Genomic DNA, 20278 nt, shown 5'->3' with positions numbered 1-20278 from the left:
ATCGTGCGGGCATGAGCTGACGAGGGATTCGGCAGGCGTTTGAACTGCCGCAGAACATTTGCGGATCAATCAGCGTCGACGTTCAGGACGCGCAGGCTGGGAGGAAGACGACGTGAAAAGCAGGATCTCGTCCGCAGCAACGGTTGCGGGATTGCTGGTCGCGGTTGCTGCCAGCGCGCAGGCCGAGCCGGTTCTGCAGGGCAAGGACGCCTATGGCGATTGGCAGGCCGACAAGCCGGGCACGGTCAGGTTGATCCGGCCGCAGGATCTCGTCAGGCCCGGCGCGACGCGGTCGGTTGCGAGCACCGCGCGCGTGGCGTCGCGCCCGCCGGAGGCCACGCCCCAGGTGCCGGCAGGTTTCAAGATCGAGCTGTTCGCCGAAGGCTTGCGCGCACCGCGCATCGTGAGGGTTGCGCCGAACGGCGATGTCTTCGTCGCGGAGACGCGGGCCGACGCCATCCGCGTGCTGCGCGCCGGGGATGGCGGCAAGGTCGCGACCAACGAGGTGTTTGCCAGCGGATTGAGACGGCCGTTCGGCATCGCCTTCTTTCCGAACGGCGACAATCCGCAATGGGTCTATATCGCCAACACCGACAGCGTCGTCCGCTTTCCCTATCAGGCCGGCGATCTCAAGGCGCGCGGCAGGGCGGAGACGATCGTGGCAAGCCTGCCGCAGGACGGCAGCCATTCCACCCGCGACATCGTCTTCACGCCCGACAACAAGCGCATGCTGGTCTCGGTCGGTTCTCTCAGCAACGTCGCCGAGGGCATGGGTACGCCGCCGGGCGGGTTGGAGGTGTGGTCGAAGGCGCAACCGCTTGGCGCGGCCTGGGCGAGCGAGACCGAGCGCGCCACCGTGCTGGCCTTCAATCCCGATGGCAAGGAGCGGAAGATCTATGCAACCGGCATCCGCAACTGCGTCGGTCTTGCGATCCAGCCGCAGACCGGGCTGCCCTGGTGTTCGACCAACGAGCGCGACGGCCTCGGCGACGATCTCGTGCCGGACTACGTGACCAGCGTGAAGGAAGGCGCGTTCTACGGCTGGCCGTGGTTCTACATCGGCGGCAACGAGGACCCGCGCCACACCGGCGCGCGGCCGGATCTGAAGGACAAGGTGACGGTGCCCGATGTGCTGGTGCAGCCGCACTCGGCGTCGCTGGGCATGACGTTCTATCAGGGCACGCAGTTTCCGCCGGAGTATCAGGGCGAGGCCTTCGCCGCCGAGCACGGCTCCTGGAACAGGTCGAAGCGCACCGGCTACAAGGTGATCCGCATCCGGATGAAGGACGGCGTGCCGACGGGCGAGTACGAGGATTTCGTCACGGGGTTTGTGGTGAGTGACACGGACGTGTGGGGAAGGCCGGTCGGCGTTGCGGTCGCGAAGGATGGGGCGCTGCTGGTCTCGGAAGATGGCAACGGCACGATCTGGCGGGTGAGCCACCCATAAATTTGGATATGGCGTCGCTATCTTGTCGACCGCCCTTAACAACGGGTGAAAGCCGCCGAAACTACTTGCAACGACAGTTGATACTAGCCAAGGTAGAGCGTTCTTTGGGGGAGAGCAAAATGGAAGGACTGGGGACAACTGAGCCGTTGGTTACGGCGGCTTGGCAGTGGTTTAGCATCGGACTAGGCGTCGCTTTCCTGGTCACCATCGGCATCATTGTGCTTTTCGTTCTCAAGGGAGACACCGAGTACGGGATCGATCAAGGATTTCTCGGACTTATTTTGATGCTGACTACCATTTTCTATCTTGTGGCTTTTTCATTTTTGGTCGCCGCGTCGACCAAGGGGTTGGATATTAAGGTGACGGTCGTAGTTGTCGATGCTCTCGTCCTGATCGGAAGCAAACTATTGGCGCCGCGCTTTCTCACCTACTTATCGTCATGACGTCCGGAGTTGAGTGCTACCCCCGTCTCACACTCGCGCCACCGTCCACCGGTAGCGTCACGCCCGTGATGAAATTCGCCTCGTCCGACGCCAAAAACAGCGCGGCGTTCGCGACGTCCCAGCCGGTGCCCATCTTCTTGCGCAGCGGCACCTTGCTGTCGCGCTCGGCTTCGACCTCGGCGCGGGGCTTGGACCATTCGCGGGCGCGGGTGTCGACGGCCATCGGCGTGTTCATCAGGCCGGGCAGGATGACGTTGGCACGGATGCCGTATTCGGCGTTCTGGTAGGCGAGCTGTTCGGTGAAGGCGATCATCGCCGATTTCGTCGCCTTGTAGGCGACGTAAGGATAGGTCGTGATCGCGGCCATCGAGGAGATGTTGATGATGGCGCCGCTTCTCTGCGCGCGCATGATCGGGATCACTTCCTTCGCCGCGAGAATGCAGCTCTTCAGATTGATGGCGACGATACGGTCGAACGCCTCCTCGGTGATTTGAAGCAGCTCGGCATCGCCCCCGGACAGGCTGACACCGACATTGTTGTGCAGCACGTCGATGCGGCCCCAGCGCGCCTGCGCATCCGCGACCATCGCCTTGATGTCCGCGGACTTGGTCACGTCGGCCTTGAAGGCCGCGGCGGTGCCTTGATCCGCTGCGATCAGATCGACGGTTTCCTGCGCCGATTCCAGGTGGTGGTCGACGCACAGCACTTTGGCGCCCTCGCGCGCGAAGGTCAGCGCGGTTGCGCGGCCATTGCCCATGCCTTCGCCGCGGCTCTGGCCGGCACCGACGACGATCGCGACCTTGTCCTTCAAGCGCATGTCACTTCACTCCCGGGATCGGGTACTGCTGGAGTACCTCTTTGTAATACGGTTCGTTGTCGATCTTCATGGTGGCGAGCACGCGCACCACGCCGCAATAGAAGGCGATGGTGAGCACGAGATCGACCATGTGCTCGTCGGAGAGATCTCTCTTGATCTCTGCGAAGGTCGCGTCCGCCATCGCGAGCTCGCGCACCATCTCGCGTGCGCCTTTCAGGATCGCTTTTGCGAGCGGCTCCAGCTTCGACGGCTTGCCCTCGGTCTCCGCCATCAGGCCTGCGATGTCCTTGTCGGTGACGCCGAACTCCCTGCCGATCTTCACATGGTGGGTGAATTCGTATTCCGACTTCTCCATCCAGCCGACCTGGAGGATCGCGAGCTCCCGCAGCCGCGGGTCGAGCTTGCTCTTGAAGCGAATATAGCCGCCGATGCCGTTGAAGGCGCGCGCCATCTCCGGCGAGTTGACCAGCAGCTTGTGCAGGTTGGTGTTGCGCTTGAGCATGTCGCGATATTCAGGCGCGACCTGGTCGGCCTCGAGATAGGGCAGGCGGGCCATCCGTGTTCCTTTCAGTGTTCCTGTGATTCACGTTCCGGCGCTTGCAGCGTCACGCCGCCGTCGACCACCAGCACCTGGCCGGTGATGTAGCGCGCGAAGTTGCTGAGCAGGAATTTGGCGGCGTGGCCGACGTCCCAGCCGGTGCCTTCGGTCTTGAGCAGGGAGGCCCTGGCGCGGTTGGCGCGTGCCTGTTCGCTCATGCCGCGGGCATAGACCATCGGCGTGTACATCGGTCCGGGGCAGATGCAGTTGACGCGGATGTTGTCGCGACCGTGATCGACCGCCATGGCGCGCGTGAGACCGATGATGGCGGCCTTCGATGTCGTGTAGCTCGTGAGCCCACGCGGCCGCAGCGCCGAGATCGAGGAGATATTGACGATCGCGCCGCCCCTGGCGGTCTTGATCATCGCGGGGATCGCGTGCTTGGAGAGCAGGAACATGGTCTCGACATTGACCTGCATGACGCGGCGATACTGCTCGGGCGTCTCGTCGACCACGCTGCCGCGGCTGCCGATGCCGACATTGTTGTCGAGGAAATCGAGCCGGCCCCAGCGGTCGAGTGTAGCCTCGACCAGTGTCTTGCAATCGGCTTCGCTGGTGACGTCGCCACCATGCGCCGCCGCCGTGCCGCCCTCGGCCGTGATCATCTCCACGGTGCGCTCGGCGAGCTTGAGGTCGCGATCGGCCACCAGCACTTTTGCTCCGGCGCGGGCCAACAGAATTGCTGCAGCGCGGCCGTTGCCGATGCCGTCGCCAGCGGCGCCACCACCGCTGATCAGCGCCACCTTGCCGGCGAGGCCGGCATCGTCCTCGGGGCCCTGCATGTCGTTTCATCCCAATTATTTTCGTGCAGATTAGCAATCGCCCTGACAGGAGAGAAGGCCGGCGGTCCCGCGCGGATGTCATTGACATCGCATGGAATTGCATGCCGCCGGGCGGCACGGCGCGCGATTAAGCGGGCATATCGCGGAACCGTTCTGCCGAGCTTGCGTTTGTTGCGGGGGCTTTTCCGCGCTAGGCTCCCGCCCGGGGTTTCCCAATCGCCAGTGGCTTGCCGATGAATCTGCTCGATCCACAAGGGCCGGTGGCTGCCGCCAACAGCACCATCCTGGTCGATTCCGTCTTCATCATGCTCGTGATCGTGGTGCCGACCATTTTCGCGATCTTGGCCTTTGCGTTCTGGTTTCGCGCGTCCAATCCGAGAGCACGTTACCAGCCTGACTTCGTCTATTCCGGCCGCGTCGAGATGGTCGTGTGGGCGATCCCCGCGCTCACCGTGATCCTGCTCGGAGGCGTCGCCTGGATCGGCTCGCACCAGCTCGATCCCGCCGCGCCCGTGCCGGGCACCGGCAGTCCGGTCCGCATCCAGGCGGTCTCGCTCGACTGGAAATGGCTCTTCATCTATCCGGACCAGCGTATCGCCACCGTCAACACGCTGACGGTGCCGGCCGGCGCCGAGCTGAATTTCCAGCTGACGTCGTCGAGCGTGATGAACGTGTTCTTCATCCCGCAACTCGGCAGCATGATCTACACCATGAACGGCATGGTGACGAAGCTGAACCTGCGCGCCGACAATGAGGGCAAATTGCAAGGCCTGTCGGCGCATTTCTCCGGCGACGGCTTTCCCGACATGATGTTCGACGTCAACGTGATCTCGCAGCTCGCCTTCCCGGATTGGGTCGCGACCACGGCGAAGACCGATGCCGTGCTGAACGAGGAGAGCTACACGAAGCTGATGCAGCAGGGCGTCGAGAAGAACAGGCTGACGTTTCGCCTGGAAGACCCCCGTCTGTTCGACCTGATCGCAACCCAGCACATTCCGCCAGGGCCCGGCCCGGAGCTGCTCTCCGATGCCGGCAGGCCGCATAGTGGAGGTCACGATGCTCGGTAAGCTCGATTGGTCGGCGATCCCGTTCGACCAGCCGATACCCCTCGTCGCGGGTGCCGTGGTGCTGGTCGCGATCCTCGGCGTGCTGATCTGGGTCGTCGTGAAAGGTCATTTGCCCTATCTCTGGCACGAATGGATCACCAGCGTCGATCACAAGCGCATCGGCGTGATGTACATCCTGCTCGCTTCGGTCATGCTGCTGCGCGGCGGCAGCGACGCGATCATGATGCGGATCCAGCAGGCGGTGGCCTACCAGTCGCAGGGCTATCTTCCGCCCGAGCATTACAACCAGATCTTCTCAGCTCACGGCACCATCATGATCTTCTTCGTGGCGATGCCGTTCGTGATCGGGCTGATGAACCTGATCGTGCCACTGCAACTCGGCGTGCGCGACGTCGCCTTCCCGACGCTCAATTCCGTCGGCTTCTGGCTGACCGCGACCGGGGCGCTGCTGGTCAATCTCTCGCTCGTGATCGGCGAGTTCGCGCGCACCGGCTGGCTCGCCTTTCCGCCGCTGTCGGAGCTGTCCTATTCGCCCGGCGTCGGCGTCGACTATTACGCCTGGTCGCTCCAGATCTCCGGCGTCGGCACCCTGGTCGCCGGCATCAACCTGGTGACCACCGTGCTGAAGCTGCGCACCAAGGGCATGAACTATCTGCGCATGCCGATGTTCTGCTGGACCACGCTGGCCTCCAACCTGCTCATCGTCGCAGCTTTTCCGATCCTCACCGCCACGCTCGCGATGCTGCTGCTCGACCGTTACCTCGGCTTCCACTTCTTCACCAATGAAGCCGGCGGCAACGTCATGATGTTCATGAACCTGATCTGGGCCTGGGGGCACCCCGAGGTCTATATCCTCGTGTTGCCGGCCTTCGGCATCTTCTCCGAGGTGGTCTCGACCTTCTCGGGCAAGGCGCTGTTCGGCTACCGCTCGATGGTGCTCGCGACCATGGCGATCTGCGTCATCTCCTTCATGGTCTGGCTGCACCATTTCTTCACGATGGGCGCCGGCCCCGACGTCAACGCCATCTTCGGCATCGCCAGCATGATCATCGCGATTCCGACGGGAGTGAAGATCTACAACTGGCTGTTCACGATGTATGGCGGCCGCATCCGTTTTGCGACGCCGATGCTGTGGGCGGTCGGGTTCATGGTCACCTTCATCATCGGCGGGCTGACGGGCGTGCTGGTGGCGGTGCCGCCGGCCGACTTCATGCTCCACAACAGCATGTTCCTGGTGGCGCACTTCCATAACGTCATCATCGGCGGCGTGCTGTTCGGCGCCTTCGCCGGCTTCGAGTACTGGTTCCCGAAGGCGTTCGGCTTTCGTCTCGACGAGCGCTGGGGCAAGGCCGGGTTCTGGTTCACCTTCCTCGGCTTCTACGTCACCTTCATTCCGCTCTATATCGCCGGCATGCTCGGCATGACCCGGCGCCTGCAGCACTACGACGTCGCGGCCTGGCGGCCATGGATGTTCGTGGCGGCCGCCGGCATGGCGGTGCTGTCGATCGGCGTGATCTGCCAGATCGTGCAGCTCGTGGTCAGCATCCGCAACCGCGAGGCCTTGCGCGACCGCACCGGCGATCCCTGGGACGGCCGCTCGCTGGAATGGGCGACCTCGTCGCCGCCGCCGGTGTTCAACTTCGCCTTCCATCCCGATGTGCGCGGCGAGGATGCTTATTGGGATCAGAAGGCCCATGCCAAGCAGCAGCAGCTCAAGCATGATCGGCCGGAGTATCAGGATATCGAGATGCCCAGGAACTCGCCGACCGGCTTCGTCTGCGCGTTCTTCGCCACCATCATGGGCTTCGCGCTGATCTGGCACATCTGGTGGATGGTGATCCTGGGCGGCGTCGGCGCCTTCGCGACCTTCGTCGTGTTCGCCTGGCGCGACCACGACGAATACGTCATTCCGGCCGACGAGGTCGCCCGCATCGACGGCATCAATCTCGAGGAACGGCGCAGCCTCGTCAGCATGGCGGGAGCGCTCTGATGTCGATGACGGCGACCGCCGGCCGCGCGCATGCCGACCCCCACCACATCGGGCTCGTCGTCGAGCACCCAGGCCCGGCATCGAAGCGCATCGTGACCGCCTACGGCTTCTGGGTCTTCCTGCTCTCCGATATCGTGATGTTCTCCTGCTTCTTCGCGGCCTATGCGGTGCTGTCCGGCCAGACCGCCGGCGGCCCCAGGGGCTCGGAGATCTTCGAGCAGAGGAATGTCGCGATCGAGACGGTCTGCCTGCTGCTATCGAGCTTCACCTGCGGCATGGCCAGCATTGCCGCGGACGTGCGCAACCGGTTCTGGTTCTATCTCGGCATGACCGTGACCTGCGTGCTCGGACTGATCTTTCTCACCATCGAGTTCCGCGAATTCTCCGACCTCGTGGCACGCGGCTATGGCCCGTCGCGCAGCGCGTTCCTGACGTCGTTCTTCTCGCTGGTCGGATGCCACGGCCTGCACGTCTCCGCCGGCGTGCTCTGGCTGCTCACCATGATGGCCCAGGTGTTCGCAAAGGGCTTTCGCGCCGACGTCCTGCGCCGGATGATGTGCTTTGCGCTGTTCTGGCATGCGCTCGACATCGTCTGGGTCGGGGTCTTCTCCGTCGTCTACCTGCTTGGGAGTGCCGTATGAGCGATCAGACGCATGTGCGGACCGGACACGATCTTGCACCGGGCGAGGAGGAGCAACACAGCGTCGGCGAGCGGGTGCTCGGCTATGTCGTTGGGCTCGGCCTCGCGCTGGTGCTCACGGCAATGTCATTCTTCATCGCCGGCACCGACCTGGTCTGGCAGCCGTCCATCCCCGTCGCACTGATCGTGCTGGCGATCGCGCAGATGGGCGTGCACCTCGTGTTCTTCCTGCACATCACGACCGGGCCTGACAACACCAACAACGTGCTGGCGCTCGCCTTCGGCCTTCTGGTCGTCTTCCTGGTCGTCGGTGGCACCGTCTGGATCATGGGGCATCTGAATGCGAACATGCCGCCGATGGACCAGATCATGCCGATGCGGAAATAGGGCGCACAAAAAGAAGAGCCGCTTGTTGTGACAAGCGGCCCAAGTCTAGGGAGGAAACGCCCGAGCAAAGCAATCGGACCTAAGCCGGATTGCTGCCAAGGAACGCTCGCGCAAAGCGCTTGCGTACATATTAGATGGAGTAACCACCGAGAGAGTTCAATTCCGGATCAATACTGTCTCCGGCTACCGCTCACATGCTCGTGACAGGCTTCCTCATTTCGGCCGGCGGCAATTGTAGGCCTTGCGGAAGCCGGCGGCCTGCGCGTCGTCCTCCGAGCAGAACCAGCGGTCCGGCCTGGTGGTCGCGGGATAGCTCGGGCAGCCCCTCAAGTGATAGATGCCGATATTGCCGGTGACGCGCGCCCGCACCGCGAGCTTGCCCTTGATGCTGCAACTCGGCGGCATGGTCAGCTCCTCCGGAAACAGCGCCGCGCGGATTTCCTTGTCGCGGTCGGCGCGGCAGGCGGCGCCCAGCAGCGCGCCGTCCTTCTTGCCCGTGCGGAATTCTTGCGGTGCAACAAAGCAGCCCTTCCAGATCCCGGCTGACGCGGTCTTGGCGTCGGCCGCGGCAGCCTTGACGTTCGCCTTGATCGGCTCGCGGGCGATGGCATAGCCAAGCTTGACCAGCTGCTCGTTCAACGAGACCTTGTCGCCCTCGGCGGTGCAGATCGCCCGGTGCCGTTTGCCGAAGCTCTTTTCCGGCCCGACATCGTCACAACGCACGCTGCGTTTGTTGATCAGCTTTGCCAGCTGGTCGCGGGCCTCGATGCCGCAGGTCCAGGGATCGGCGTGATCGTCGATGCAGACCTGGTCCAGCTCGGGCGCGTCGACGCCGTCGAGGCGGTAGGTGACGTCGCCGAGCTGGATCGAATTGGCGTCCCGGACGGTCGCGGCTGCCGTCAGCGCGGAGGCCGGCCCGGACGAGGCCAGAAACCCGGACAGAGCGAGAAACGAAACAAGCGCGAGGGCGCGGGCGGCGGCAAATTTATTCCTAAACGACATAACGTCTCGCTATCGATTGCTCTGGCGCCTCGTTCCTAGCATCCGGAGGTCGCGATACCAATGGTCTGCGCGCTGCGAAGTGCGACATTCGCGGTCCAGCCTTTACTGACCGGCCGGTCTGCCCCTATCGTTCGGCACGATCAAAAACCTGCGTAGACCGAATCGCCCTTGAAGCGGCGAGGGCGGGAGGAAGAAAGTTCGATGAAAGACCCCGTGGACGTCCTGATCATCGGCGCCGGCGCTTCAGGTGCCGCGATCGCGTGGTCGTTGGCCGAGACCAAGATGCACATTCTCTGCCTGGAGCAGGGCGGCTGGATGAACCCGGCGGAATATCCCAGCACGGGCCGCGACTGGGAGGCCAAGTTCTACGGCGAGTGGTCGTCGAGCCCGAATGTCCGCGGCCGGCCCGAGGACTATCCGATCAACGACGACAATTCGCCGATCAAGGTCGTCAACTACAACGCGGTCGGCGGCTCGACGGTGATGTACACCGCGCATTGGCCGCGGCTGCATCCCTCCGACTTCAAGGTGAAGACGCTCGACGGTGTCGCCGACGACTGGCCGATCGACTACGACACGCTGACGCCGTTCTTCGAAGAGAACGACCGCATCATGGGGACGTCGGGGCTATCGGGGGATCCGCTGTCGCCGCTGACGTATCCACCGATGCCGCAGCAGCCGCTCGGATTGTCCGGTGCGATCATTGGCAAGGCCATGAACGAGCTTGGCTGGCACTGGTGGCCGTCGGACACGACGGTCGCGACCACAGACTATGAGGGCCGCGCGCGTTGCATCAATCTCGGCCATTGCACGCCGGCCTGCGCGCAAGGCGCAAAATCCTCGACCGACATTACCTATTGGCCGCACGCGATCCGTGCCGGCGTCGAGCTTCGCACGCATTGCCGGGTGCGGGAGGTCACCACCGACGAGAACGGCATGGCCTCGGGCGTGGTCTATTACGACAAGGATGGCGTCGAGCAGTTCCAGCCGGCGCATGTCGTCATCATCGCCTGCAACGGCGTCGGCACGCCGCGACTGCTGCTCAACTCGGCATCCAACCGCTTCCCGCACGGTCTTGCCAATTCGTCGGGCCTCGTCGGCAAGAACCTGATGTTCCATCCCTATGCGCAGATCTACGGCTATGTGAAGGAGCCGACCGACAGCAACCGCGCGCCGCCGACCTGTCTGTGGAGCAAGGAGTGGTATGACACCGACCTCTCGCGCGGCTTCGTGCGGGGCTACGGCGTCCAGTTCGTGCGCGGGGCAGGACCCGTGTTCGAGGCTGTCGTGAGCGAGCAGAAGGGCATTTTGCCGTGGGGCGCCGATCATCACAGCGTCTTCCGCAAGCTCAATGGCCATCGGCTGGGATTCTCCGCGATCTGCGAGGACCTGCCGGAAGAGCACAATCGCGTCACGCTCGATCCTGTCATGAAGGACAGCCACGGCATTCCCGCGCCGAAGATCGACTACACCATCAGCGAGAACAGCCGGAAGATGATGGAACATGCGCTCGCCCGTGGCCGGGAGGTTCTGGAAATGGCGGGGGCGACCGACATCTGCGTCAACTCGCCGATCCCGTGGGGCGGCTGGCATCTGCTCGGCACCGCGCGGATGGGCACCGACCCCGAAAAATCCGTCGTCAACGAATGGGGCCGCACGCACGACGTGAAGAATCTCTTCATCGTCGACGGCAGCATCTTCGTCACCTCGGGCGGCGTGAATCCGACGTCCACCATCCAGGCGCTCGCGCTCTACATCGCCGACCAGATGAAGCAGCGCCTCGCAAACTTGTTCGACTGAGGCCGTCATGTCCGCAGACAATCAACTCACGCGCGCCCAATGCAACGACCTCCGCACCATCGCTGCGATGATCGTGCCCGCCAGCGACGAGTACAAGGTGCCCGGCGCCGACGACCCCGTCATCCAGACCGATATTCTGACGACGCTGGGCCGCGACACCAAATTGGTGGCGGCGGCGCTGGACCATCTGGCCCGGCTCGCAGGGCAACCACTCGTCGAGCTCGATGCCACCAGGCGCGATGCGGTGGCGCAGGAGTTCCGCAGCTCCGGCGGCGCTGCCGCCGCAACCCTCGTCCGCGTCGTCCTGCAGTGCTACTATCGCGACGACCGGGTGCTGCGCTCGCTCGGGCTCGAGCTGCGCGCGCCGTTCCCCAAGGGCTACGTGCTCCCGGACGGCGACTGGTCGCTGCTCGATCCGGTCAAGGAGAGGGCGGGTACGCTGCGGCGCGCGCCCTAGCCACCTGGGCAGTCCAGCCCTGCGCCCAAAGCGGGGTCCCTTGCGCTGGCAGGAACAGGCCACCATTTGTGTGAGCCTCAAGGACTCTTGCCATGCTGGATTTTACCTCAGACATCGTCGATGACGCCGCGTCATCGCGAGCGACAGCGTCTGCCCCGGTCGATGACCGGGCCCTGCTGGACGCCTATTCCAATGCCGTGATCGGCGTGACCGACCGTGTCGGTCCCGCCGTCGTGCGCGTCGAGACCGGGCCAAAGGTGCCGAACGGTCGCGAGCGCGGCGGGCTTGGCTCGGGTATCGTGATCTCGCCGGACGGGCTCGTCCTCACCAACAGCCACGTGGTCGGTTCCTCCAAGGAGATCCGGCTGCGGGACGTCGAGGGCAACGTCGGTGAGGCCCGGGTGCTCGGCGTCGACCCCGACACCGACCTCGCGCTGCTGCGTGCCAACGGCGTGCGCGACTTGCCCTATGCCGCGCTCGGCAACTCCAAGACCCTGCGGCGCGGCCAGCTCGTGATCGCGATCGGCAATCCGCTCGGCTTCGAGTCGACCGTGACCGCCGGCGTGGTTTCGGCGCTGGGGCGCTCGATCCGCTCGGTGAGCGGGCGCACCATCGAGGACGTGATCCAGACCGATGCTGCGCTCAACCCCGGCAATTCCGGCGGACCGCTGGTGTCGTCGAATGCCGAGGTGATCGGCATCAACACCGCCATCATCAACGGCGCGCAAGGCATCTGCTTCGCGGTTGCCAGCAACACCGCGCAGTTCGTGCTGTCGGAGATCATCCGCCATGGCTATGTCCGCCGCGCCTTTATCGGCGTTGCCGGGCAGACTGCACCGGTGCCGCGGCGGCACGCGGTGCTGGCCGGTGTCGACAACAAGATGGGCGCGCTCTTGATGCAGATCGAGCCGGATGGACCGGCGGCGAAGGCGGGCCTGTTGCCCGGCGACGTCGTCATCAAGCTCGACGGTGTCGAGATCAACGGCGTCGACGATCTGATCCGCGTGCTCGATCGCGACCGGATCGGCCGGCGGCTCGCCATGGACGTGCTGCGGCTCGGCCGCCTGCGGGCGATCGATATCGACCCGATCGAGCGCAAGCCGGCGCGCTAGCGTTGGCGCCTCCGGGCGAGGTATGACGGTGTCATGCCTCGTTCCCGGACCCTTGCCGCATGATGCCGGCGCATGAGACCTACGATGTCATTGTCGTCGGCGCTGGTGCCGGTGGCATGACGGCTGCGGCGGTGGCCGCCGCTGAAGGCTTGCACGTGCTGGTGATCGAGAAGACGGCGTTCGTCGGCGGCACGACCGCCTGGTGCGACGGCATGGTCTGGATCCCCGCCAATCCTAAGATGAAGGACGTCGGGCTGTCCGACAGCATCACGGACGCGGTCCGGTATCTGTCGAGCACGGTGCCGGAGCCTGCCAATGCCGGCCTGCGTGCCGCCTTCCTCGCGCGCGGGCCGGAGGCGGTCGCCTATCTCGAAGCCAACGCGGAAGTGCGCCTCCAGCCGGTGAAAGCCTGTCCGGACTGTTATCCGGAGCGGCTGGGCGCGACATCAGGCGGGCGCGTGCTGGAGCCGGTCGCGTTCGACGGCAGCCGGCTCGGCGCGCCTTTCGCGCGGCTGCGCGCGCCGCTGCCGCAGTTCACGCTGTTCGGCGGGATGATGGTCAATCGCCTCGACATCCCGCATCTGCGCCGGGCCGGAAAATCGTTGCGTTCGACCCTGCGCGCGGTGCGGCTGGTTTCCGAATACGCGTTGCAGCGGCTGCGCAATCGGCGCGGCACGACGCTGCATCTCGGCAACGCGCTCGCGGCGCGGCTCTATGCCTCGCTGCTGGCGCGGCAGGTCGAGATTCTCTTCTGCGCCGATGTCGAGGACCTGTCGATGCAGGGCGATCGCGTCGGCGGCGTTGTCATCCGCCACGGCTCCCGCGACCGCCTGATCTCCGCGCGCCGCGGCGTGGTGGTCGCGACCGGCGGCTTTTCGCACGACGCTGTGTTGCGCAAACGCTTCTTCCCGGCTGCGGCTGGTTTCGTCTCGGCGGCCAGCACCGCTGGCACGGGCGACGGGCTGCGGCTTGCGGCCACGGCCGGTGCCGCGCTCAACGCGGAGGCGACGAACCCGGCCTATTGGGTGCCGGCCTCGCTGTTCCGTCGCCCCGATGGCAGCCGAGGCGTTTTCCCGCATACAGTGACCGACCGCGCCAAGCCCGGCGTGATCGCCATCAACGCGGCCGGCCGTCGCTTCGTCAACGAGGCGCTGTCCCACCATGAGTTCGTGCTGGCGATGTTGCGCGACGGCAATGGCGAGCCGGATCGGCCGTTTTATCTCGTCTGCGATCGCCAGTTCCTGTGGAGCTATGGCCTCGGCCGCATCAAGCCGTTTACGCTCAACTTCCGGCGCAATGTGGCGAGCGGCGAGTTGCTCAAGGCTCCCGACATCGCGCAGCTCGCGGCGAAGATCGGCGTCAATCCATCCGTGCTCACGGCGACGATCGCAGGTTACAACGTTGATGCGAAGCAGGGCCGCGATCCCGAATTCGGTCGCGGCAGCACCATCTATCAGCGCCACCTCGGCGATGCCAGCCACAAGCCCAATCCCTGCGTCGCGCCGATCCTCCGCGCGCCGTTCTTCGCGATGCGCATCCATCCGGCCGATCTCGGCACCGCCATCGGCATGAAGGTGGATGCCCAGGCGCGCGTGCTGCGCGAGGACGGCACGCCGGTCGCGGGTCTCTACGCCTGCGGCAATGACATGGGGTCGATCATGAACGGCAACTATCCGGCGCCGGGGATCACGCTCGGGCCGGCGCTAACGTTCGGGTATATCGCGGGGCGGCATCTGGCGGAGGGGGCGACGGTCGCGCCGAGTAACGCCTTAGCGTCAGTCTAGCTACTTCCACCGCTGTCATTCCCCGCGAAGACGGGGAATCCAGTACACCGGGGCCTATCGATTGAGCCACAACCGTCTCGGAGTACTGGATCGCCCGGTCAAGCCGGCGATGACGCCGCGTGTGTGGCGAGCTCGTCCACAATCTCCGTCATTGCGAGCGCAGCGAACCAATCCAGGCTGTTTCCGCGGAGGGTTTCTGGATTGCTTCGTCGCTTCGCTCCTCGCAATGACGTGGAGAGAGTTTGCGTCCTCCGCTACTCCGCCGCCGCGGCAAAGCGGCTGTTCTCCAGCTCCGCCTCCAGCCGCGCTGTCTCGGCCGCCGCGAGCTTGATGTTGGCTTCCTTGACGTGGCCGAAGCCGCGGATCGTCTCGGGCACGCGTGCGAGCCGCGCCAGCAGCGGGATCTGCTCCGCCTTCAGCCCGGCGATCCGCTGATCAATCATGCCGAGATAATCCGCGACCAGCTTCCGCTCGGTCCGGCGCTCCTCGGTGCGGCCGAACGGGTCGAACGCGCCGCCCCGCAGGACCTTCAGCCTGGCGAGAATGCGGAAGGCGTGGATCATCCAGCCGCCGAACTCCTTCTTCTGAAGGTGTCCGGTCGTCTTGTCGCGCCGCGCGAAGATCGGCGGGGCGAGGTGGTATTTCAGCGTGAAGTCGCCGTCGAACTTCTCCGACACCTTCTTGGCAAAGCTGCCGTCGGTGTAGAGCCGTGCCACCTCGTACTCGTCCTTGTAGGACATCAGCTTGAACAGGTTCTTCGCGACCGCCTCGGTCAGCTCGGTGGACGCGGGCGAGGCGACCATTTCCGCCTTGCGCACCTTGGCGACGGCCGCGAGGTAACGGTCGGCATAGGCCTTGTCCTGATAGCCGGTCAGAAACTCCGCGCGGGTCGCGATCACGTCGTCGAGCGACTTCGTCGGCGCGGATGCGCGGCTCTTGAACTGGAGGACGCTGCGCACGCGCGACATGTCGTGGGCGGCCAGCCGTCCCCAGGTGAAGGCGAGCTTGTTCATCTCGACCGCGGTGCCGTTGATCTCGATGGCGCGGAGCAGAGCCTCCAGCGAGAGTGGGATCGCACCCTTCTGGAAGGCGAAGCCGAGCATGAAGGGATTGGTCGCGATGCTGTCACCCATCAGGGCCGAGGCAATGCCTGTCGCGTCGATGATGTCGAGGTTCGAGTCGCCGACGGCGTCGCGCAGCACGGTCTGCATCGTGCCCATCTCGAAGTCGAGATCGGGATTTTGCACGAAGCTCGCGGTCGGTTGCAGGTCGGCGTTGATGTAGGCCTTGGTCACGCCGCGTTCGGCACGGCTGAGCGCGGAGGGACCTGCCGAGACGATCATGTCGCAGCCGAGGATGACGTCGGCGCCGCCCGTGGTGATGCGGACGGCAGAGATATCCTCCGGCCTCCGTGCGATGCGGACATGGCTCATCACCGCGCCGTTCTTCTGCGACAGGCCGGTGAAGTCGAGCGCCGAGCAGCCGCGGCCGTCGACATGGGCGGCCATGCCCAGCAGCGCGCCGATGGTGATGACGCCGGTGCCGCCGATGCCGGTGACGAGGATGTTGTACGGCGCCTCGAGCTCGCGGGCAGGAGGCAGCGGCAGGTCGGCGAACAACTGTCCGGAATCGACCGCCGACGTCTTCATCCGCTTCAGGCTTCCGCCATGCACCGTGACAAAGCTCGGGCAGAAACCTTCGACGCAGGAAAAGTCCTTGTTGCAGTTCGACTGGTCGATCTGGCGCTTGCGGCCGAACTCGGTCTCCAGCGGCTGCACCGAGACGCAGTTGGAAGCCTGCGAGCAATCGCCGCAGCCCTCGCAGACCAGCTCGTTGATGAAGGCGCGCTTTGCGGGATCGGGATAGAGCCCGCGCTTGCGGCGGCGGCGCTTTTCGGCGGCGCAGGTCTGGTCGTAGATCACGACCGTGAGGCCCTTGATGTCGCGCAGCTCGCGCTGCACGGCATCGAGCTCGCGGCGGTGATGGATGGTCGCGCCCTGTGGGAAGTAGTTGCCTTCCGGATACTTCGTCGGATCGTCGGAGACGATCGCAAGTCGCTTGACGCCCTCGGCCCAGACCTGGTGCGCAATCTGCGCGACGTTGAAGGCGCCCTCGGCCGGCTGGCCGCCGGTCATTGCGACGGCGTCGTTGTAGAGGATCTTGTAGGTGATGTTGATGCCGGCGGCCGATGCCGCGCGCAGCGCAAGCAGGCCGGAATGGGTGTAGGTGCCGTCGCCGAGATTCTGAAAAATGTGCTTCTCGGTGGTGAAGGGCGACTGGCCGATCCAGTTCACGCCCTCGGCACCCATATGCGAGATCAGATCGGTGCGGCGGGTCGGCATGCTCAAGGCCATGCCGTGGCAGCCGATGCCGGCCATGGCGCGGCTTCCTTCGGGCACCCGCGTCGAGGAGTTGTGCGGACAGCCCGAGCAGAAGAACGGCGTGCGCGCGAGCTTGATCTGCGTGCTTGATGTGACGGGATTGTCGAAGGCTTCGAGCCGGGCGAGGCGCTGCTCTAGCACCGGGCTGTGATGCCCGAGCTTGCGCAGCCGCGCCACCAACGCGCCTGCGACAATGGTCGGCGTCAGCTCGCCCTCGCTCGGCAGCAGCGGTGCGCCGCGCTCGTCGCGCTTGCCCGTGACGGTCGGCCGCCTCGATGCATCGACATTGTAGAGGATGCGCATCAGCTGGTCTTCGATGAAGCCGCGCTTCTCCTCAACCACCAGCACGTCCTGAAGACCTTCGGCGAAACGTTTGGCGCCGCTCTCTTCCAGCGGCCAGGTCAGTGCGACCTTGTAGATGCGCAGCCCAAGGTCCTGCGCGTCCTTGTCGGTGATGCCCAAATCGGCCAGCGCCTGGCGTAGATCGAGATAGGCCTTGCCGGTCGCGACGATGCCGAGCCGGGCCGGTTTTGAATCGAGCACGATGCGGTCGAGCTGGTTGGCACGGGCAAAGGCCTGCACGGCGGCCATCTTCGGGCCGAACAGACGGCGCTCGGCGTCCAGCGGCGGATCGGGCCAGCGGATGTTGAGGCCGCCGGGCGGCATCTCGAAATCGTCGGGCAGCTTGATCCGGATGCGCTCGGGATCGCTGTCGATCGAAGCCGAGCTTTCCACGGTCTCGCTGATCGCCTTGAAGCCGACCCAGCAGCCGGAGAAGCGCGACAGCGCGAAGCCGTAGAGGCCGAGGTCGAGATAGTCCTGGAGTGTCGCCGGATTGATCACGGGGATCAGCGCCGCCGCGAATACCTGCTCGCTCTGATGCGCCAGCGTCGAGGACTGGCAGCCATGGTCGTCGCCGGCAAGCGCGAGCACGCCGCCATTGAGCGAGGTGCCGGCCGCATTCGCGTGTTTGAGCGCGTCGACCGAGCGGTCGACGCCGGGGCCCTTGCCGTACCAGATGCCGAACACGCCATCGACCTTGGCGCCGGGGAACAGGCCGACCTGCTGGCTGCCCCAGACGGCGGTCGCAGCCAGGTCCTCGTTCAGCCCGGGGACGAAGGCGATGTCATGCTGCTGGAGGTGCGACTTTGCGCGCCACAGTGCGTGGTCGTACATGCCGAGCGGGGAACCACGATAGCCCGAGATGAAACCGCCGGTGTTGAGCCCCTGAAGCCGGTCGCGTTCGCGCTGCAACATGGGCAACCGAACCAGCGCCTGCGTGCCGGACAGGAAGATCCGCTTCGATTCGAGCCGGTATTTGTCGTCCAGCTCGACCTGCATCAGCGTCATTTCAGGAGTCCTCGTCTCTCGTTCGGCTTGGGGGTTTGCGCTGCGGGAGGGATAGCGGCGGCGCGACGCGAATTGTGACAGTCAAGAGCATGGGCCGGCGAAGTCAATACAGCTAGCCGCATCCGTGGCGCTCCTGCTAGTCATGGCTGCCTGTGGAGGACACCATGGCTGCAAACGCATTCGACACCGAGATTGGAGAGACGGCCGAGGCGCTGATTGGCCCGTGGCGCCAGCCGCGCCAGATGCTTCACGCGCAAGTCTACGACGCGCACGCCTCGATCCACGATGATGCCACCGCGCAAAAGCTCGGCTTCAAGGGCGGCACCATCGAAGGCCCGACACATTTCAGCCAGTTCGCCCCGCTCGGCGCGCGGCTGTGGGGGCAGGCCTGGTTCGAGAGCGGTTGCCTGTCTGCGCATTACCGCAACGCCTGCTTCGAAGGCGAGGAGGTGCAGGCGGCGCTGTCGAAGCCGCTGCCCGGCACGAGCCAGTGCCAGATCCAGATGGTCAAGCGCGACGGCACCGAGGTGCTACGCGGCACGGCCTCGGTCGGTGAGCCGCATGTCGCAACTGCGCTCGAGGCGCGCCTGGGCGAGCTCAAGCCGCTCGCCGATCCCGTGATCCTGCGCGATGTGAAGGTGGCCCAGACGAGCAAACGGCAGACGGTGCGGATGGCGTTCGATCAGAACATGGGCGACCTTTATCCGTTCTCTCTCCGGCAGAAGCTCGCCGTTATCACCGAGAACTCGCCTTATTATTCGGGAGCGGACAATCCCTGGGGCAAGCCCATCATCCCGATGGAGATGCTGAGCGTGTTGTTCCAGTACCGCTCCAAGGACGATCCGCTGCCGGCCAAGGGGCCGGCGGTCGGCCTGTTCGCGGACCAGGAGATCAGGCTGATCAAGGGACCGCTCTTCGTCGATGAGGTGTACGAAATCGAGCGTGAAGTCGTCGCGCTCTCCGGCAGCCGCCGCACCGAGAGCGCCTGGGTGAAGACGCGCGTGTTCGGCAAGTCGGGCGCGGTGGTGGCCACCATGCTGCTCAACATGGCGACGCTGAAGGATTCGTATGCGCCGTATGAGATGGAGTATCGGCAGCTGTACGGACCGGACGGTAGGCGCGAGCCGTGACTTCGCCTCTCCCCGCATGCGGGGAGAGGCTGGAATTTGCGAAAGCAAATTCCAGGTGAGGGGGAGTCTCCGCGAGCTTGACTGTCGCCGGTATTGCGGAAGCAGGCCCCTCACCCCAACCCTCTCCCCGTAAGAACGGGGAGAGGGAGAGGAAAGAGCGTCGCCCCGGAATGACGGCGAGTGAGTCCGTCGCCGCCCGCTCATCCTTTAAGCAACTGCACGTCGCAAAGCCGTCGCACAGGGAATAAGCAGCTGTCAGCCGCTGGCGTAACCTTCTGACGGCACAACGAATTCCCTCGCAGCCCGCGCGCCACCGCAATTGTACACAATGGCACGGCGTTTGCAGAACTCCTGGCAAAGAGAGTTCTCGCGGGGGCCTTGAGTCATGTTGAACTCGACCAAGCCGACACCGGGCGTCATCAGCGCCGAGCCCGAGCCGATCAGGCTCGACTGGCCTGCCACCGCGCTTCTCATCATCGACATGCAGCGCGACTTCATGGAGCCGGGCGGCTTCGGCGAGACGTTGGGCAACGATGTCAGCCAGCTCGCGCGCGCGGTGAAGCCGATCGGCGCGGTGCTGAAGGCGGCGCGTGACACCGGCATGCTGGTGATCCACACGCGCGAGGGGCATTTGCCCGATCTGTCCGACGCGCCGCCCGCAAAAGTCGAGCGCGGCGCGCCGTCCTTGCGCATCGGCGATCCCGGCCCGATGGGGCGCATTCTCATTCGCGGCGAGGCCGGCCACGACATCATTCCCGAGCTTTATCCGCTCGACAGTGAGGTCGTGATCGACAAGCCCGGCAAAGGCGCGTTCTACGCCACCGAGCTCACGGATGTGCTGGAGAAATACGGCATCGAGAACTTGCTCGTCTGCGGCGTCACAACGGAAGTGTGCGTCAACACCACCGTGCGCGAGGCCAACGACCGCGGCTATCGCTGCGTCGTCATCTCCGACGGCTGCGCATCCTACTTCCCGGAATTTCACGAGATGGGCCTGAAGATGATCAAGGCCCAGGGCGGCATCTTCGGCTGGGTCGCGGACTCAGCCGCAGTACTGGAGGCGATGAAGGTTTCGACCACATAGGGGTAAC

The 20278-nt window shown here is 64.9% G+C and carries 17 protein-coding genes; 12 read left to right on the top strand and 5 right to left on the bottom strand.

The features are described from left to right. The first annotated feature begins 112 nt into the window (after window positions 1–112). Both BJ6T_RS34020 and BJ6T_RS34015 read left to right on the top strand, forming a co-directional pair. On the top strand, window positions 113–1447 hold the full coding sequence (locus BJ6T_RS34020) for a PQQ-dependent sugar dehydrogenase (protein ID WP_014497122.1): 1335 nt from the start codon (window positions 113–115) through the stop codon (window positions 1445–1447). A gap of 119 nt (window positions 1448–1566) precedes the next feature. Then, entirely contained in the window at window positions 1567–1890 is a 324-nt protein-coding gene (locus BJ6T_RS34015) for a hypothetical protein (RefSeq protein WP_014497121.1), read from the top strand. A 16-nt stretch (window positions 1891–1906) separates the two neighbouring features. Here BJ6T_RS34015 and BJ6T_RS34010 read toward each other — a convergent pair whose 3' ends face one another. The 3 genes from BJ6T_RS34010 to BJ6T_RS34000 are packed head-to-tail and all read right to left on the bottom strand — an operon-like array spanning window position 1907 to window position 4087. After that, on the bottom strand, window positions 1907–2707 hold the full coding sequence (locus BJ6T_RS34010) for an SDR family NAD(P)-dependent oxidoreductase (RefSeq protein WP_014497120.1): 801 nt from the start codon (window positions 2705–2707) through the stop codon (window positions 1907–1909). A gap of 1 nt (window position 2708) precedes the next feature. Continuing rightward, window positions 2709–3263, bottom strand: coding sequence for a carboxymuconolactone decarboxylase family protein (locus BJ6T_RS34005; RefSeq protein ID WP_014497119.1), 555 nt, complete (start codon window positions 3261–3263; stop codon window positions 2709–2711). An 11-nt stretch (window positions 3264–3274) separates the two neighbouring features. Then, window positions 3275–4087 (bottom strand): SDR family NAD(P)-dependent oxidoreductase, encoded by an 813-nt coding sequence (locus BJ6T_RS34000; RefSeq protein ID WP_014497118.1) that lies wholly within the window; start codon window positions 4085–4087, stop codon window positions 3275–3277. Window positions 4088–4320: 233 nt separating this feature from the next. On the opposite strand from BJ6T_RS34000, the gene BJ6T_RS33995 reads away from it, so the two are divergent. From BJ6T_RS33995 to cyoD, 4 genes are read left to right on the top strand one after another with little or no spacing between them, the layout of a single operon-like run. After that, entirely contained in the window at window positions 4321–5154 is an 834-nt protein-coding gene (locus BJ6T_RS33995; protein ID WP_014497117.1) for a cytochrome ubiquinol oxidase subunit II family protein, read from the top strand. Beyond that, complete coding sequence (cyoB, locus tag BJ6T_RS33990) at window positions 5144–7144, top strand: cytochrome o ubiquinol oxidase subunit I (protein WP_014497116.1); 2001 nt, start codon at window positions 5144–5146, stop codon at window positions 7142–7144. Before BJ6T_RS33995 ends, cyoB begins: the two co-directional genes overlap by 11 nt. Further along, window positions 7144–7785 (top strand): cytochrome (ubi)quinol oxidase subunit III, encoded by a 642-nt coding sequence (locus BJ6T_RS33985; protein WP_014497115.1) that lies wholly within the window; start codon window positions 7144–7146, stop codon window positions 7783–7785. The genes cyoB and BJ6T_RS33985 overlap by 1 nt, the downstream gene beginning before the upstream one ends. Then, the gene (gene cyoD / locus BJ6T_RS33980; RefSeq protein ID WP_014497114.1) at window positions 7782–8171 is read left to right on the top strand and encodes a cytochrome o ubiquinol oxidase subunit IV; all 390 of its coding nucleotides are present in this window, start codon (window positions 7782–7784) and stop codon (window positions 8169–8171) included. The genes BJ6T_RS33985 and cyoD overlap by 4 nt, the downstream gene beginning before the upstream one ends. A 213-nt stretch (window positions 8172–8384) precedes the next feature. Here the strand turns inward: cyoD and BJ6T_RS33975 are convergent, their stop codons facing one another. Beyond that, complete coding sequence (locus tag BJ6T_RS33975; RefSeq protein WP_014497113.1) at window positions 8385–9173, bottom strand: thermonuclease family protein; 789 nt, start codon at window positions 9171–9173, stop codon at window positions 8385–8387. Window positions 9174–9374: 201 nt separating this feature from the next. Here BJ6T_RS33975 and BJ6T_RS33970 point away from each other — a divergent pair, with 201 nt between their 5' ends. The 4 genes from BJ6T_RS33970 to BJ6T_RS33955 all read left to right on the top strand — a co-directional run bounded on the left by BJ6T_RS33970 (window position 9375) and on the right by BJ6T_RS33955 (window position 14326). Beyond that, window positions 9375–10973: a GMC family oxidoreductase gene (locus BJ6T_RS33970; RefSeq protein WP_014497112.1), complete on the top strand. Its 1599-nt coding sequence runs from the start codon at window positions 9375–9377 to the stop codon at window positions 10971–10973. A gap of 7 nt (window positions 10974–10980) precedes the next feature. Further along, the gene (locus BJ6T_RS33965) at window positions 10981–11430 is read left to right on the top strand and encodes a hypothetical protein (protein ID WP_014497111.1); all 450 of its coding nucleotides are present in this window, start codon (window positions 10981–10983) and stop codon (window positions 11428–11430) included. 92 nt (window positions 11431–11522) lie between these two features. Beyond that, complete coding sequence (locus tag BJ6T_RS33960) at window positions 11523–12542, top strand: S1C family serine protease (protein ID WP_014497110.1); 1020 nt, start codon at window positions 11523–11525, stop codon at window positions 12540–12542. 59 nt (window positions 12543–12601) lie between these two features. Further along, window positions 12602–14326, top strand: a complete 1725-nt coding sequence (locus BJ6T_RS33955; RefSeq protein WP_028169772.1) for an FAD-dependent oxidoreductase — start codon at window positions 12602–12604, stop codon at window positions 14324–14326. Window positions 14327–14580: 254 nt separating this feature from the next. Here the strand turns inward: BJ6T_RS33955 and BJ6T_RS33950 are convergent, their stop codons facing one another. Beyond that, window positions 14581–18057: an indolepyruvate ferredoxin oxidoreductase family protein gene (locus BJ6T_RS33950; protein WP_014497108.1), complete on the bottom strand. Its 3477-nt coding sequence runs from the start codon at window positions 18055–18057 to the stop codon at window positions 14581–14583. Window positions 18058–18221: 164 nt separating this feature from the next. Here BJ6T_RS33950 and BJ6T_RS33945 point away from each other — a divergent pair, with 164 nt between their 5' ends. Together BJ6T_RS33945 and BJ6T_RS33940 are read left to right on the top strand one after the other, a co-directional pair. Beyond that, window positions 18222–19187 (top strand): hypothetical protein, encoded by a 966-nt coding sequence (locus BJ6T_RS33945; RefSeq protein WP_014497107.1) that lies wholly within the window; start codon window positions 18222–18224, stop codon window positions 19185–19187. Between the two features lie 385 nt (window positions 19188–19572). Next, window positions 19573–20271 (top strand): cysteine hydrolase family protein, encoded by a 699-nt coding sequence (locus tag BJ6T_RS33940; protein WP_028156964.1) that lies wholly within the window; start codon window positions 19573–19575, stop codon window positions 20269–20271. Window positions 20272–20278 lie beyond the last annotated feature (7 nt).

The sequence above is a fragment of the Bradyrhizobium japonicum USDA 6 genome (assembly GCF_000284375.1).
GTDB lineage: Bacteria > Pseudomonadota > Alphaproteobacteria > Rhizobiales > Xanthobacteraceae > Bradyrhizobium > Bradyrhizobium japonicum.
This window is presented reverse-complemented; position numbering and strand designations above follow the sequence as displayed.

What these genes read in the sequence shown, in the direction of transcription:
- BJ6T_RS33965 (WP_014497111.1), top strand. Translation starts at nt 10,981, where the DNA reads ATGTCCGCAGACAATCAACTCACGCGCGCCCAATGCAACGACCTCCGC.
- BJ6T_RS33995 (WP_014497117.1), top strand. Translation starts at nt 4,321, where the DNA reads ATGAATCTGCTCGATCCACAAGGGCCGGTGGCTGCCGCCAACAGCACC.
- BJ6T_RS33955 (WP_028169772.1), top strand. Translation starts at nt 12,602, where the DNA reads ATGATGCCGGCGCATGAGACCTACGATGTCATTGTCGTCGGCGCTGGT.
- BJ6T_RS33940 (WP_028156964.1), top strand. Translation starts at nt 19,573, where the DNA reads ATGTTGAACTCGACCAAGCCGACACCGGGCGTCATCAGCGCCGAGCCC.
- BJ6T_RS34015 (WP_014497121.1), top strand. Translation starts at nt 1,567, where the DNA reads ATGGAAGGACTGGGGACAACTGAGCCGTTGGTTACGGCGGCTTGGCAG.
- BJ6T_RS33945 (WP_014497107.1), top strand. Translation starts at nt 18,222, where the DNA reads ATGGCTGCAAACGCATTCGACACCGAGATTGGAGAGACGGCCGAGGCG.
- BJ6T_RS33970 (WP_014497112.1), top strand. Translation starts at nt 9,375, where the DNA reads ATGAAAGACCCCGTGGACGTCCTGATCATCGGCGCCGGCGCTTCAGGT.
- BJ6T_RS33960 (WP_014497110.1), top strand. Translation starts at nt 11,523, where the DNA reads ATGCTGGATTTTACCTCAGACATCGTCGATGACGCCGCGTCATCGCGA.
- cyoD (WP_014497114.1), top strand. Translation starts at nt 7,782, where the DNA reads ATGAGCGATCAGACGCATGTGCGGACCGGACACGATCTTGCACCGGGC.
- BJ6T_RS33950 (WP_014497108.1), bottom strand. Translation starts at nt 18,057, where the DNA reads ATGACGCTGATGCAGGTCGAGCTGGACGACAAATACCGGCTCGAATCG.
- BJ6T_RS34010 (WP_014497120.1), bottom strand. Translation starts at nt 2,707, where the DNA reads ATGCGCTTGAAGGACAAGGTCGCGATCGTCGTCGGTGCCGGCCAGAGC.
- BJ6T_RS34000 (WP_014497118.1), bottom strand. Translation starts at nt 4,087, where the DNA reads ATGCAGGGCCCCGAGGACGATGCCGGCCTCGCCGGCAAGGTGGCGCTG.
- BJ6T_RS33985 (WP_014497115.1), top strand. Translation starts at nt 7,144, where the DNA reads ATGTCGATGACGGCGACCGCCGGCCGCGCGCATGCCGACCCCCACCAC.
- BJ6T_RS33975 (WP_014497113.1), bottom strand. Translation starts at nt 9,173, where the DNA reads ATGTCGTTTAGGAATAAATTTGCCGCCGCCCGCGCCCTCGCGCTTGTT.
- cyoB (WP_014497116.1), top strand. Translation starts at nt 5,144, where the DNA reads ATGCTCGGTAAGCTCGATTGGTCGGCGATCCCGTTCGACCAGCCGATA.
- BJ6T_RS34005 (WP_014497119.1), bottom strand. Translation starts at nt 3,263, where the DNA reads ATGGCCCGCCTGCCCTATCTCGAGGCCGACCAGGTCGCGCCTGAATAT.